The sequence below is a fragment of the Pseudomonas sp. LAIL14HWK12:I7 genome, assembly GCF_000483465.1.
Lineage (GTDB): Bacteria > Pseudomonadota > Gammaproteobacteria > Pseudomonadales > Pseudomonadaceae > Aquipseudomonas > Aquipseudomonas kermanshahensis.
Genome location: NZ_AXYZ01000009.1, coordinates 206028 through 221130, shown reverse-complemented (window position 1 = coordinate 221130; position 15103 = coordinate 206028). Strand labels below are relative to the sequence as shown.

The window sequence follows — 15103 nt, the reverse complement described above, 5'->3', positions numbered from 1 at the left end:
TCGCGGGCAATGCCAATCTCACAGCCCCGCAATATGCGTCACATCCTGCCGATGCGATTGCAGGTAAGGCAGCACCGCCCCCAGCAACGGCGCCTTGAACGGCTCCTGAAAACGGTGCGCCAGCCCCGGTATCAAGCGCAGCTGGCTGCCCTGGATATGCGCCGCCAAGTGCACCCCATGCATCACCGGCAACAACGGGTCGGCCGTGCCATGCACCACCAGCGTCGGCACGCGCAGCTGGTTGAGCAACGCCACGCGGCTCGGTTCGGCCAGGATCGCCATGATCTGGCGCTTGGCACCATCCGGGTTGAATGCCCGGTCATAGGCCACCGCTGCCTGCTGCAACAAGGCGACCCGATCATCACGCACCTGCGGGCTGCCCAGTGCCGCCAGCAAGTCAGCCTGCTGCTCGATCGCTACCTCACGGTTGGGCGCACTGCGCCGGGCCAACAGCTGCACCAGGGCAGGGTCCGGCGCCGGCAGCCCTGCGGCGCCTGAGCTGGACATCACCAGCGTCAGGCTACGGACCCGCTCCGGCGCCATTGCCGCCAGGTGCTGGGCAATCATCCCGCCCATGCTGACACCCAGCACATGAAACTGGCGTATGCCCAATGAATCCATCAAGCGCAGCCCATCCCCCGCCATATCAGTGAGCGTATAGGGGGCGGAAACCGGCAGGCCGAGCTTGTAGCGCAGCAGCTCGACCGTCAGGTTGGCCGAGGGTGGCAGTTGGTTCCAGCGCGACAGGCCGACATCGCGGTTGTCGTAGCGTATGACCCGAAAACCCTGGCGGCACAGAGCCTCGACCACGTCGTCCGGCCAATGGATCAGTTGCCCGCCCAGGCCCATGACCAGCAGCAATGCAGGGTCTCGCGGCGCACCGACGCTTTGGTAAACCAGGCTCAAATCACCCAGTTCAGCCCGTTGTACCGCTACCTGCGTGTCACAGCGTTGGTCGGCGAAACTCGCCGGCACGCTGAAAAGGAAGAAGAGAAACAGCAGCAAAGCCCGCATGAAAGAAACACCAGAATACAGATCCCCAGTAGAGCGCGAGTTTGATGAATTTCTGTCGGGCGCGCTGCCACAGTTCAGTGACAGTTTGATGACCCCCGCTGAGTGGTGTGGCCAACGGTCCAGTCGACAGCCTGGGCAACATGAGAGAAACTCAACTCAATTCCTTCCCTTTGGCATACAACCCTCGGAGTCAGCAGTGCTGGAGATCCGCCACCTGAAAACCCTTCATGCCCTGCGCGAGGCCGACAGCCTGGTAGAGGCCGCCGAACGCCTGCACCTGACACAGTCGGCGCTGTCGCACCAGTTCAAAGAGCTGGAAGAGCGCCTGGGCTTGCCGCTGTTCGTGCGCAAGAGCAAACCGATCCGCTTCACCAGTGCCGGCCTGCGCTTGCTGCAACTGGCAGATGCCACCCTGCCGCTGCTACGCGGCGCCGAGCGTGACATCGCGCGCTTGGCCGGTGGCACCGCCGGGCGCTTGCACATGGCCATCGAATGCCACAGCTGCTTCCAATGGCTGATGCCGACCATCGACCAGTTCCGCGATGCCTGGCCGGAAGTCGAGCTGGACCTGGCCTCGGGTTTCGCCTTCGCTCCCCTGCCCGCGCTGGCCCGTGGCGACCTGGACCTGGTAGTCACCTCCGATCCTCTGGACCTGGCCGGTATCACCTACGTGCCGCTGTTCACCTATGAAGCCATGCTCGCCGTGGCCAACCAGCACCCGCTGGCCAGTAAGCCTTACATGGTGCCGCAAGACCTGCTCGACCAGACCCTGATCACCTACCCGGTGGAACGCGATCGCCTGGATATCTTCACCCGCTTCCTGGAGCCGGCCGACATTGAGCCAGCCGCCGTGCGTACCTCGGAGCTGACGGTGATGATGATGCAATTGGTCGCCAGCGGCCGTGGCGTGTGCGGCATGCCGCACTGGGCTCTGCACGAGTACAGCTCGCGGGGCTATGTGAAAGGCAAGCGCCTGGGCGAAAAGGGCCTGTTCGCCACGCTTTATGCGGCGGTACGCACCGACATGCTCGATGCGCCGTACATGCGCGATTTCTTGCTGACCGCCAAGGACACTTCGTTCGCCACCCTCGATGGGGTCAGCGCGGTACGCTGACGGCCTGGCGGTACAACGGCAGGATCAGGTCGCGGGTCAGCGGCGCCAGCTCAAACGCAGGCGCCTGGTCCGCCGCCAGCCACACCACTTCTTCGATTTCCGCCGCCGGGGTCACGGCTTCGGCGCTGTCGACGCGAAACAGTTCGGCTTGCACCTGGTAGCCTGGCTCGTTGGCAGCCGGCGCGCTGAACTGGCCGAGGTGGATGGCCTGGGCCGGGTCGATGCGCAGGCCCAGTTCCTCATGCAGCTCACGCACCAGCGCCTCTACCGGCGACTCACCCGCATCGATCTTGCCGCCGGGCTGCATGAAGGCCACGGTGCCGCGCTTGCGCACCAGCAAGGTGCGGCCCTGGGGGGCGATCAGCAGGGCGGCGGCGATGCGAAGGGTGTTGGGCATGGGACGGGCTCGCTGGAAAAGCCTGAGAGGATCCCATGGGGTTGATCGCCTGACAAGGTCGGTGCAGCCTGCCCTCACAGACGAACGGCCCCTTGCCAACCCGCCGCCCACCCGCCATAACCAACACATGAACCTACCCGCCCAACAGCACCCGGTGCTGGCGCTGTTCCACCCCGCCGTCGGCACCTGGTTCCGTCGCCATTTCGCCACGGTCACCGACGCCCAGGCGCGTGCCTGGCCATTGATTCACGGCGGCCAGTCGATGCTGCTGGCCGCACCGACCGGCTCCGGCAAGACCTTGAGCGCCTTTCTGGCCGTGCTCGACGAACTGTTCTGCCAAGGCCTCGAACACGGCGGCGAACTGCCCGCGTGCACCCAAGTGGTGTATGTCTCGCCGCTCAAGGCGCTGTCCAACGATATTCGCCTGAACCTGCAAGCGCCGCTCGAAGGCATCAGCCAGGCGCTGGAAGACCAGGGCCTCAAGCCGCCCCGCATCAGCACCGCTGTGCGCACCGGCGATACACCGCAAAAAGAACGTGCAGCCATGCGCAAGCTGGCTCCGCATATCCTGGTGACCACGCCGGAATCACTCTATGTGCTGATGGGCTCGGCCTCGGGCCGCGCGGGCCTGGCCAGCGTGCACACGGTGATCGTCGATGAGATCCATGCCCTGGCCGGCAACAAACGGGGGGCGCACTTGGCACTGACCCTGGAGCGCCTGCAGGCGCTGACGGGGCGGCCGTTGCGTCGCATTGGCCTGTCGGCCACCCAGCGGCCGGTGGAGCGCGTGGCGCAATTTCTGGTCGGCCATCAGCGCCCTTGCGCGATCGTCGACATTGGCCACGCCCGCCAGCGCGACCTGGCCCTCGAGGTGCCGCCCGTGCCCTTGGGCGCGGTCATGGCCACGGACGTTTGGAACCTGGTCTACGACCGCCTGGCAACCCTCGCCCGCGAGCACCGCACCACGTTGGTGTTCGTCAACACCCGGCGCCTGGCCGAACGCCTGACCCGCCACCTCAGCGACCGCCTGGGCAAGGACGCGGTGGCCGCCCACCACGGCAGCCTGGCCAAGGAACTGCGCCTGGATGCGGAACAGCGCCTGAAAACCGGCCAGTTGCAGATGCTGGTGGCCACCGCGTCACTGGAGTTGGGCATCGACATCGGCGATGTCGACCTGGTCTGCCAGATCGCCTCACCCGGCTCGATCGCGGCCTTCTTGCAACGCGTCGGGCGCTCCGGGCACCAGGTCGAGGGCATCCCCAAAGGGCGCCTGTTCCCCACTTCGCGCGACGACTTGATCGAATGCATCGCCCTGCTGGACTGCGTGCGCCACGGGGAGCTCGACCAACTGCACATTCCCACTGCGCCCCTCGACGTGCTGGCCCAGCAGATTGTCGCCGAAACCAGTAATCAGCCCTGGCAGGAACAAGCGCTGTTCGACTGCCTGCGCCAGGCAACGCCTTACGCCGAACTCGACGTCAACCATTACCAGGCGCTGCTGCGCATGCTCGCCGAAGGCTATAACGGCCGCCAGGGCATCCGTAGCGCCTACCTGCACCGCGACGCGGTCAGCGGCACCTTGCGCGGCCGCCGCGGCAGCCAACTGACTGCGCTGACCAGTGGCGGGACTATCCCCGAAACCGCCGACTACGCCGTGCTACTCGAGCCGCAGGCGCTGAACATTGGCAGCGTCAATGAAGACTTCGCCGTGGAAAGCATTGCCGGCGATATTTTCCAGTTGGGCAACGCCTCCTACCGGATTTTGCGCGTCGAATCGGGCCGGGTGCGGGTGGAGGACGCCCATGGCCTGCCGCCGACCATCCCCTTCTGGCTGGGCGAAGCACCGGGGCGCAGTGACGAATTGTCCGCCGCGGTCGCTCGGCTGCAGGCACGCATCGATGAGCGACTGGGGTTGCCCGGCGCCGACAGTACCGCCGTGCTGGCCTGGCTGCAGCGCACCTTCGAGCTGGGCGAAGACAGCGCTAGCCAGTTGCTCGATTACCTGGGGCGCACCCGCGACGTGCTGGGCGCCCTGCCCTCGCAACAGACGCTGATCATGGAGCGCTTCTTCGATGAGTCCGGCGGTACCCAGCTGATCATCCACTCGCCCTACGGCAGCCGCATCAACCGTGCCTGGGGCCTGGCCCTGCGCAAGCGCTTTTGCCGCACCTTCAATTTTGAACTGCAGGCGGCGGCCAGCGAAGATGCCATCGTCCTGTCGCTGTCCACCAGCCACAGTTTTACGCTGGATGAGGTGTGGCGCTACCTGTCCAGCCGCAGCGCCGAACAGCTCCTGATCCAGGCCCTGCTCGATGCGCCCTTGTTCGGCGTGCGCTGGCGCTGGAACGCTGCCGTGGCCATGGCCTTGCCGCGCTTCGTCGGTGGGCGCAAGGTGGCCCCGCAGCTCCAGCGGATGAAAAGCGAGGACCTGATTGCTTCGGTGTTCCCCGATCAAATCGCCTGCCTGGAAAACATCGCCGGCGAACGGCAGATTCCGGATCATCCGCTGGTCGAGCAGACCCTCGACGACTGCCTGCACGAAGCCATGGACAGCGAAGGCTGGCTGGCCTTGCTGCGCCGCATCGAAGGCGGTGAGGTGCGCTTGCTCAGCCGTGACCTGCCGGCCCCGTCGCCACTGGCCTCGGCCATCCTCAACGCCAGGCCCTACGCCTTTCTTGACGATGCGCCCCTGGAAGAGCGACGCACCCAGGCCGTGCTCAACCGGCGCTGGAACGAACTGCACAGCGCGGATGAGCTGGGCGCGCTGGACACCGATGCCATCGCCGCCGTAGAGAGCGAGGCCTGGCCGCAAGCGGCTAACGCCGACGAGATGCACGAAGCGTTGATGAGCCTGGGGGCCATCACTGCCCATGAAGTGCAGGCCAACGCCCCTTGGGATTTGCTGCTTCGGCAACTGGCCAAAGCGGGGCGCGCCTTGCGCCTGCCGGATCAACAGCTGTGGCTGGCGCGTGAACGCCTGAGCCTGCTGCAACGTGTGTATCCAGGTTCAGCCACCGAACCTGCGCTAAACGTGCTGCCAGGCTTCGAGCAAGCCATCGAGGCGGACAATGCGCTAAGCGAACTGCTGCGTGCTCGCCTAAGTGGCCACGGCCCGCAAACCGTGGCGCAGATCGCCACCCCTCTAGGCAAGCCGCAGCCAGACATCGAACAGGCCCTGGCCCGCCTGGAGGCCGAGGGCTACGTGTTGCGCGGCTATTTCAGGCCTGCGGAACAACAGCTGCAGTGGTGCGAACGGCACTTGCTGGCGCGCATCCACCGCTACACGGTCAAACGCCTGCGCCGGGAGATCGAACCGGTCAGCCTGCAAGACTTCATGCGTTTTCTGTTCGACTGGCAGCACCTGGCCGCAGACGAGCGCCTGCGCGGGCCACAGGCCGTAGCTGAAGTGCTGGCACAGTTGCAGGGCTTCCCCGCTGCGGCCGGCGCCTGGGAGGCGGAGCTGCTGCCGGCACGCATCCAGGACTACAGCCCGCACTGGCTCGACGACACCTGCCGCAGCGGGCAGTTTGCCTGGAGCCGGCTGGCGACCACGGTGGCCAGCACGACCTTGGCCAGTACACCGCTGGTGCTGCTGCCGCGCGAACACCTGGGCCTCTGGCGCAGCCTGGCGCCCGTACCGGCAGTAGACGAGCTCGGCCCGCGGGCGCAACGCGTGCATGACGTGTTGCAGGCGCAGGGGGCGTTGTTCTTCGATGAACTGACGCAGGAAGCCCACCTGCTGCCCAGCGAACTGGAAACCGCATTGCAGGCACTGGTGGGCTTTGGCCTGGTGGGTGCCGACAGCTTTACCGGGCTGCGCAGCCTGATCACGCCAGCGGCAAAACGCACCTCGCGCACCAGCAGGCGCGGCCATGCCCCCCTCTCCACCAGCATGGCCCACGCCGGCCGCTGGGCGCTGTTGCGCAGGGGCACTGCTGCAATAGACGACAGCCAGCGTCTGGAGCACATCGCCCGCGCCCTGTTGCGCCGCTATGGGGTGATCTGCTGGCGGCTGCTGGAGCGGGAAAGTGATGTATTGCCGCCCTGGCGCGAATTGCTGCGTTGCTATCACCGCCTGGAGGCCCGCGGCGAAATCCGGGGTGGGCGCTTCATTGCTGGGCTGGCCGGTGAGCAGTTCGCCTTGCCAGAGGCTGTGGGCCTGTTGCGGCAAGTGCGCCGGCGTGAGCCGGAGGGCGCACTGGTGATGGTCAGCGCCAGCGACCCGCTCAATGTGGTCGGGTCATTGCTGCCAGGGGCGAAACTACCCGCGGTGAGCGGTAACCGCTTGCTGTACCGCGATGGCGTGCCGGTGGCGGTGCGAGTCGCCGGGCGTTACCAGTTCCTCATCGAGGCCTCGGTGGAGGAACAGGACACCTGGCGCCGCAGGTTGTTGAGCGATGCACGCTGAAGCGAATGATTTTCGATACCCCGATTTTCATTTTCAGCATCGCCCAACCGGGCTATGGTCGGGGTTTGCCCCAGGCCCTGAGCCTGACCGCGCCATCGCAAGGACCCCGTATGAGCCTGTCACTTCTCAGCCGCTACGCCTTCTTCGCCGCCTGTGTACTGTTCACCCTGGCGAGCCTGCCGTTCACCCACCATGAATGGTTGTGGCCGTTCACCCTGACCACTGCCGTGCTCAGCCTGATCGGTGTGTTCGACTTGCTGCAGCAACGCCACGCCGTACGCCGCAACTACCCGATCCTCGGCAACATCCGTTACCTGGTCGAGGGCATTCGCCCAGAGATTCGCCAGTACCTGCTCGAAGCCGACAGCGACGCCCTGCCCTTCTCCCGCGCGCAACGCTCGCTGGTCTATGCCCGGGCCAAGAACGAAGCCTCGGACAAACCCTTCGGTACCCTGATCGACGTGTATGAGTCCGGCTTCGAATTCATCGGCCACTCCATGCGCCCGGCACCGCTGACCGACCCGGCGAGCTTCCGCGTCATCGTCGGCGGGCCGCAGTGCCGGCAGCCGTATTCGGCGTCGATATTCAACATTTCCGCCATGAGCTTCGGCTCACTCAGCGCCAACGCCATCCGCGCCCTCAACCAGGGCGCCAAGCTGGGCAACTTCCACCACGACACCGGCGAAGGCAGCATCAGCCCTTACCACCGGGAACACGGTGGCGACCTGGTCTGGGAGCTGGGCAGCGGCTACTTTGGCTGCCGCACGCCTGACGGGCGCTTCGACCCCGAGCGCTTCGCCGCCCAGGCACGCAGCCCGCAGGTGCGCATGATCGAGATCAAGATGAGCCAGGGCGCCAAGCCAGGGCACGGCGGCATCCTGCCCAAGCACAAAGTGACCCAGGAGATTGCCGAAACCCGCGGCGTGCTCATGGGCGAGGACTGCATCTCGCCGTCACGCCACAGCGCCTTCTCCACCCCAATAGAAATGATGCAGTTCATCGCCCAGCTGCGTGAGCTGTCGGACGGCAAGCCGGTCGGCTTCAAGTTCTGCCTGGGCCACCCGTGGGAGTTCATGGGCATCGCCAAGGCCATGCTGGAAACCGGCATCCTGCCCGACTTCATCGTCGTCGACGGCAAGGAAGGCGGCACCGGTGCTGCGCCGGTAGAGTTCACCGACCACATCGGCGTACCCCTGCGCGAAGGCCTGCTGTTCGTGCACAACACCCTGGTGGGCCTGAACCTGCGCGACAAGATCAAGCTCGGCGCCAGCGGCAAGATCGTCAGCGCGTTCGATATCGCCAGCGTGCTGGCCATCGGCGCCGACTGGGCCAACTCGGCGCGTGGCTTCATGTTCGCCATTGGCTGCATCCAGTCGCAAAGCTGCCACACCAACAAGTGCCCGACTGGCGTGGCCACGCAAGACCCGTTGCGCCAGCGTGCGCTGGTGGTGCCGGACAAAGCCCAACGGGTGCTGAACTTCCACCACAACACCCTGCGCGCCCTGGCCGAAATGCTGGCAGCGGCCGGCCTGGACCACCCCGCACAACTGGAGGCCAAGCACCTGGTACGGCGCGTATCGGCCACGGAGATCAAGCTGTTCTCGCAGATGCACGTATTCCTCAAGCCGGGCGAGTTGCTGACCGGCGAGGTGAATGGGCAGTTTTATTCGCGGATGTGGCAGCTGGCCAGGGCGGACAGCTTCGAGCCGAACAGTGAGGTGGCAGCCTGACATGGCTGGGGCCGCTCTGCGGCCCCAGCCAGTTCACATCAGGATGCGGTGCTCGCTACCCCTTGCGCCTCCTTCGGCGCCAGGCGGAAGGTGTAGTACAAGGCGGTCAGCAAGACCAGGAACGCCGGCCCGATGTACAGCGCCACGCGGGTATCCTCGAAATACGCCATCAGCCCCACCACCAGCACCAGGAAAGCCAGTGCCAGGTAGGAGCTCAGCGGCCACAGCCACATGCGGTATTTCAACGCCTTGCGCTCGGCAGTCGACAGCCCGGCGCGGAATTTGAGCTGCGCCAGCAGGATCATCACCCAGGTCCAGATCGCGCCGAAGGTGGCGATTGAGGTCACCCAGACGAAGACTTTCTCCGGCACCAGGTAGTTGGCCAGCACGCCCAGCAACAGTGCACCAATCGACAGCAGCAACGCATTGCGCGGCACACCGTTTTTCGAGGTGCGGGCAAAGGTCGCCGGGGCCTGGCCATTTTGCGCCAGGCTGTAGAGCATGCGCCCAGTGCTGAAGATGCCGCCGTTGCACGACGACAGCGCCGCCGTGATGACCACGAAGTTGATGATGCCGGCCGCAGTCTTGATGCCGAGGCGCTCGAAGGTCATCACGAACGGGCTGCCCTGGCTGCCGATCTCGTTCCACGGGTAGATCGACAGGATCACGAACAGCGCCCCCACGTAGAACAGCAGGATGCGCCAGAACACCGAACCGATGGCCTGCGGGATGGTTTTTTGCGGGTTGCGCGCTTCGCCGGCGGTCAGGCCGATCATTTCCACGCCCAGGTAGGCAAACATCACCATCTGCAGCGACATCAGCACACCGGTCACGCCGTTGGGCATGAAGCCGCCATTGCTCCACAGGTTGGAAATACCCACCGCCACGCCGTCGTTGCCCAGGCCGAAGGCAATGATGCCGATGCCCCCCAGGACCATGGCGATGATGGTGACGATCTTGATCAGGGCGAACCAGAACTCGAACTCACCGAACGCCTTGACCGCAACCAGGTTGACCGCGCCCATGCTGCCCAGCGCCGCCAAGGCCCAGATCCAGCGGGGTACGTCGGGGAACCAGATGCCCATGTAGATGGCCACTGCGGTGATTTCCGCCACGCAGGTCACCAGCCACAGGAACCAATAGTTCCAGCCGGTGAGGAAACCGGCCAATGGGCCAAGGTAGTCCTGGGCGTAGCGGCTGAACGAGCCGGCAACGGGGTTGTGCACGGCCATCTCACCGAGGGCGCGCATGATGACCAAGATGGCCAGGCCACCGATGATGTAGGAAAGCATGATGGCAGGGCCGGCCATTTCGATGGCTTTGGCCGAACCGAGGAAGAGACCGACACCGATACAGGCGCCCAGCGCCATAAGACGGATGTGCCGTTCGCCCAGTTCACGCTTGAGAGGGCCGCCTTGTGCGGTCTCGGCATGGGCAGGGTGGTTGCCGACTGGCATAGCAATACAACCTCATTTTGTTATTGGATTTGACCTTCGTGCCGCAACTGCCGCGCCGATAGGCGGGGCGTTGATTGGCCGGGCTGGCCTTGTGGGCCGGCCCGTGTGCCGGAGTAGAGCGTCCGGCAGGTCGAAGGGGCGAGCAGTATAGGAAGCTACCTGTAGGGATTTTCACTGTATAAACGGGGAAATTTGGCGAGAAATCTCGGGTCTATTCCACTGCTGATAGGGTTCTGAGGCTGTTACACGCCGCAGATTCAGGGCGACACCTTATCAACATCACCTGGCCCCGAAACCCACACCAAAGCCGCATATCCCTACGTCACTTTTCTCGCCTTCCTACAAATTTTTCACCCAACCCGGTCAACGTCTAAGCTTCAGACAAGCAAGACGAAAATACCTGGCCGGATTGAAGACTATGGGCGCACTGTGGCAATCGGAACCAACCAGAACGGAAGCACCCGCAACCCCTCCGGCCGAGACGCCACCTGCAAAGTCCCCACGTCAGCGTCGGCTCTGGTGGCGGCTGATCATTCTGATCCTGCTGGTGGCCCTCATCGCCCTGGGCTTTGCCGCCTATGACGAATTCCGCACCTCCAACCTGCAATCGCGGGAGTTCAGCAAGCTCGCCACCACCCTGACCTACTCGCTGCAGCCAGGCCCCAGCGATGCCATCGTCTACCCCGGTGAAGGCCCGTTCGACAAACGCCTGGGCTACAGCGCGCTGGGCGAATTCCTGCCGCGGCTGCTCAAACGCGACTACCTGATCAGCGAACAGGTGCAGTTCTCGCCCGCATTGATGGACTACGTCGATCACGGCCTGTTCGCCCCCTATATCGAGAAAATTCAGGCTGGCCTGTCGATTACCGACTGCCGTGGCGACACGCTCTACCAGTACAACTACCCGCAACACCTGTACCCGGACTTTGCAGCGATCCCGCCGGTGATGGTCAACAGCCTGTTGTTCATCGAAAACCGCGACCTGCTCGACACCACCGACCCGCGCAACAACCCGGCCGTCGACTGGCCGCGCTTCGCCAAGGCCGCCTACAGCCAGGTGGCCAAGTACTTTGCCTTGCCCGGCCAGTCGGCCGGTGGCAGTACCCTGGCGACGCAGCTGGAGAAGTACCGCCACTCGCCGGACGGCCTGACCGTGTCCGGCGCCGAGAAGATCCGCCAGATGGTGTCCGCCAGCGTGCGTGCCTACCAGGGCGGCCCGGACACCACCGAGGCCCGGCAGCGCATCGTGCGCGACTACCTCAACAGCGTGCCGCTCTCGGCGGTGCCCGGCCACGGTGAAGTGCATGGCATGGCTGAAGGCCTGCGGGTCTGGTACGGCGCCGATTTCGACCAGGTCAACCAGGCCCTGCTGTCGACCGCCAGCGACCCCGAAAGCCTCGCGGCGCGTGGCCTTGCGCTGCGCCAGGTGCTGTCGCTGATGATCGCCCAGCGTCGCCCCTCGCATTACCTGTCCAAAGGCCGGGTCGAACTGGCCGAACTCACCGACTCCCATGTGCGTGTGCTCGCCGCCAACAAAGTCATCGACCAGCCGCTGGCCGATGCGGCGCTGGCCAGCAAGGCGGTGTATCGCGACTGGGTGGCACAACCGACCATCGTGCCGATCATCACCAACAAGGGCATCAGCCTGGCCCGCAATCGCCTGGCGGCCATGCTCAACCGCCCGCTGTACGACCTCGACCGCCTCGACCTGTCGGCCACCAGCACCCTGCAGGCCGACCTGCAGATGCAGGTCAGCCAGTACCTGAAGAACCTCTCGGACCCTGAGTTCGCGGCGCAGATCGGGCTGATCGGCGAACGCCTACTGACCACCAAGACCACCGACCAGGTGCGCTACAGCTTCACGCTGTTCGAGCGCACCGCCGATGGCTCGAGGGTGCGGGTGCAGACCGACAGCACCGACCAGCCGTTCGACATCAACGAAGGCAGCAAGCTGGAATTGGGCTCGACGGCCAAGCTGCGGGTGCTCACTACCTACCTGGAAATCATCGCCGAGCTGCACGACAAGTATGCCGGCAAGCCCGCTGCCGAACTGAAGAAGGTCGAGGTGGCCGAACTGGACCGCATCACCCAGTGGTCACTGGAATGGCTGATGCAGAACAGCAAGGACCAGAACCTAGATGCCATGCTCGACGCCGCCCTGGAACGCAAGTATTCGGCCAACACCGGCGAAGCCTTCTTCACCGGGGGTGGCATGCACGTGTTCAACAACTTCCGCAAGGAAGACAACAGCCGCAACCCAACGCTGAAGATCGCCCTGCGCGAATCGATCAACCTGCCGTTCATCCGCCTGATGCGCGACCTGGTGCGCTACGTCACCTATCAACAGCCGTTCAATCGGGTACCGCTGCTCAAGGACGACGCCGACCCCCGCCGCCAGGAATACCTGGCCCGTTTCGCCGACAAGGAGGGCACCAACTACCTGATGCGCTTCTGGAAGAAGTACCAGCGCAAAACCTCGCAACAACGCCTGGACACCTTCCTCGACAGCATGCGCGTGACCCCGCAGCGCCTGGCGGCGGTGCACCGCTACCTGTTCCCCGAAGCCGGCCAGGAAACCTTCAACGCCTTCGTACGCGCGCACAGCAAGGACGACAAGAGTGCCCTGGGCAAACTCACCGACGGTCGCCTGTCGGAAATGTACGACGCCTACGGCCCGGGCAAGTACGACTTGCCCGACCAGGGTTACATCGCCAAGGTCCACCCGCTGGACCTGTGGCTGCTCGGCTATCTGCTCAAGCACCCTAGCTCGACGTTGACCGAAATGGTCAATGCCAGCCGCTTCGAACGCCAGGAGGTGTATGGCTGGCTGTTCAAGAGCCGCCATCAGGGTGCACGCGACAGCCGTATCCGCACCATGGTCGAGATTGAAGCGTTCCTCGACATCCACCAGCGCTGGAAGCGCGTGGGCTATCCGTTCGACCACCTGGTGCCGTCGCTGGCCACCGCCATCGGCAGCTCGGGTGACCGCCCGGCCGCCCTCTCCGAACTGGTCGGCATCATTCAGAACGACGGCGTGCGCCTGCCGACCTTGCGCATCGACACCTTGCACTTCGCCGCCAACACCCCCTACGAGACCAAGCTGGTGAGTGACCCCGATCGCGGCCAGCGGATCCTCCCGGTGGAGGTCGCGCGGGCCCTCAAAGGCGCCATGTCGCAAGTGGTCGACGCGGGGACGGCGCGGCGTATTTCCGGCAGCTTCAAGCTGCAGGACGGTACACCGCTGGTGATGGGCGGCAAGACCGGTACCGGCGACAACCGCATCGAAAGCTTCGGTGCCGGGGGCCGCTTGATCGGCTCGCGTTCGCTGAACCGCACCGCCACCTTCGTGTTCTTCCTGGGCGATAACCACTTCGGCACATTGACCGCATTCGTGCCGGGGCGCTCGGCCGAAGCGTTCAAATTCACCTCGGCATTGCCCGTGCAAGTGCTAAAGGGCATGGCGCCGATCCTCATGCCATACCTGCAGCCGGGCAACCCGAATGAATGCAAAGCGCCGCAGGTTGCGATGCACGGGAGCGACTCATCTAACATTTAGATGATAATCATTGGCATTCATGGCTTGTCTTTAGATATATCTTGAGTAATATCTTAAGATATATCGCACAAGACGGAGCCCATGTTGATGCGCGACCCTGCACCCCACGATCCTTTCGAGCGCCGCCCCGGCCGCGGCGAACGCGGCCCCCGCGTATTCGCCCCCGGCGACCTCAAGCTGCTGATGCTGGCCCTGCTGGCTGAGCAACCTGGCCACGGTTATGACTTGATCCGCCAGATCGAGAACCTGTTCGACGGCAGCTACAGCCCAAGCCCCGGCGTCATCTACCCGACCCTCAACTTCCTTGAAGAGGCCGAGCTGATCAGCGGCCAGGTCCAGGGCAGCAAACGCCTGTACGCCATCACCGATGCCGGCCGCACCGCACTGGCCGAGCAGGCGGTCGCCCTCGACGGCGTGCGTATGCGCATCGAAGTCAGCAAACGCGCCCTGCGCGGGCATGACCGCCCACCCGAGATCCACGAAGCGGTCGGCAACCTGCGCCATGCGCTGCACATGCACAGCGGGCGCTGGACACCGGAAGAAATCGAACGGGTCCGCGACCTGCTCAACAACACGGCCAAGGCCATTGCCTCCGGGCCGGACGATGCCGTTACGGAGAACACCCATGAGTGACACCATTCACCGCGTCAACCACGAAATCCGCCAGCGCCGCCTTGACGTGCTGCGCGTCACCGACCTGACCCCACGTATGCGCCGTATCACCCTGGGCGGTGCGGAACTGGCAGGCTTTACCAGCGTCGGTACCGACGATCATGTGAAGCTGCTGTTTGCCGAAACGCCAGCACAACAGCAGGCCATCGACGCCCGTAACCTGGGCCGCGACGGCGGGGCAAGGCCCACCATGCGCGAATACACGCCACGGCGCATCGACCTGGTGGCCAACGAACTGGACATCGACTTCGTCCTGCACGGTGATGGCCCTGCCTCCACCTGGGCCGCCCAGGCTGCGCCAGGCCAACACCTGAACATCGCCGGCCCACGGGCCTCGTTGGTGGTACCGGATATCTTCGACAGCTACCTGCTGATCGGTGACGAGACGGCGATCCCCGCTATCGGCCGCCGCCTTGAAGAACTGCCCGCGGGCCGGCACGTGCTGGCGGTAATCCAGATCGAAGACGAACAGGAACGCCAGCCGCTGCCAAGCAAGGCGCAGGTGGATGTGATCTGGGTCCGGCGCCAGGAAGAGGACCTGCTCGCCCTGCTGAAGAACCTGACCTTGCCAGAAGGCAGGCTGTACGGTTGGGTGGCGCTGGAGAAAGCCCTGACCCGCCAGGCCAAGGCGTTGCTGCTGGAAAAAGGCGTGCCTGACGATGCCTTGAAAGCAGCAGCCTACTGGCGGGCGGACGGTACTGCGGACGACGAGTAAGCGCCGCTCTCGCCTAACGCGCTTGAGCTTCGCCCCAGAT

General features: G+C 64.7%; 9 protein-coding genes. 6 read left to right on the top strand and 3 right to left on the bottom strand.

Annotation, left to right across the window (positions count from 1 at the left end; translation table 11 throughout):
• Nucleotides 1-18: 18 nt before the first annotated feature.
• Complete coding sequence (locus D886_RS0112045; RefSeq protein WP_027594175.1) at nt 19-1014, bottom strand: alpha/beta fold hydrolase; 996 nt, start codon at nt 1012-1014, stop codon at nt 19-21.
• A 196-nt stretch (nt 1015-1210) separates the two neighbouring features.
• Between D886_RS0112045 and metR the strand changes: the two genes are divergently transcribed.
• A complete protein-coding gene (gene metR, locus D886_RS0112040) occupies nt 1211-2128 on the top strand; it encodes a transcriptional regulator MetR (protein ID WP_027594174.1) in 918 nt (305 codons plus the stop codon).
• Here the strand turns inward: metR and D886_RS0112035 are convergent.
• On the bottom strand, nt 2112-2525 hold the full coding sequence (locus D886_RS0112035) for an NUDIX domain-containing protein (RefSeq protein WP_027594173.1): 414 nt from the start codon (nt 2523-2525) through the stop codon (nt 2112-2114). The genes metR and D886_RS0112035 overlap by 17 nt on opposite strands.
• Nucleotides 2526-2652: 127 nt before the next feature.
• Between D886_RS0112035 and D886_RS0112030 the strand changes: the two genes are divergently transcribed.
• On the top strand, nt 2653-6933 hold the full coding sequence (locus D886_RS0112030; protein WP_027594172.1) for a DEAD/DEAH box helicase: 4281 nt from the start codon (nt 2653-2655) through the stop codon (nt 6931-6933).
• A gap of 110 nt (nt 6934-7043) precedes the next feature.
• Nucleotides 7044-8663, top strand: a complete 1620-nt coding sequence (locus tag D886_RS0112025) for an FMN-binding glutamate synthase family protein (protein WP_027594171.1) — start codon at nt 7044-7046, stop codon at nt 8661-8663.
• Nucleotides 8664-8701: 38 nt separating this feature from the next.
• On the opposite strand, the gene D886_RS0112020 is transcribed toward D886_RS0112025, so the two are convergent.
• Nucleotides 8702-10120 (bottom strand): amino acid permease, encoded by a 1419-nt coding sequence (locus D886_RS0112020; protein ID WP_027594170.1) that lies wholly within the window; start codon nt 10118-10120, stop codon nt 8702-8704.
• A 418-nt stretch (nt 10121-10538) separates the two neighbouring features.
• On the opposite strand from D886_RS0112020, the gene D886_RS0112015 reads away from it, so the two are divergent.
• From D886_RS0112015 to D886_RS0112005, 3 genes are all read left to right on the top strand, one after another.
• On the top strand, nt 10539-13676 hold the full coding sequence (locus D886_RS0112015) for a transglycosylase domain-containing protein (RefSeq protein WP_027594169.1): 3138 nt from the start codon (nt 10539-10541) through the stop codon (nt 13674-13676).
• Between the two features lie 87 nt (nt 13677-13763).
• Nucleotides 13764-14309: a PadR family transcriptional regulator gene (locus D886_RS0112010; protein ID WP_027594168.1), complete on the top strand. Its 546-nt coding sequence runs from the start codon at nt 13764-13766 to the stop codon at nt 14307-14309.
• Nucleotides 14302-15063, top strand: a complete 762-nt coding sequence (locus D886_RS0112005) for a siderophore-interacting protein (RefSeq protein ID WP_027594167.1) — start codon at nt 14302-14304, stop codon at nt 15061-15063. The genes D886_RS0112010 and D886_RS0112005 overlap by 8 nt, the downstream gene beginning before the upstream one ends.
• Nucleotides 15064-15103: the final 40 nt, after the last annotated feature.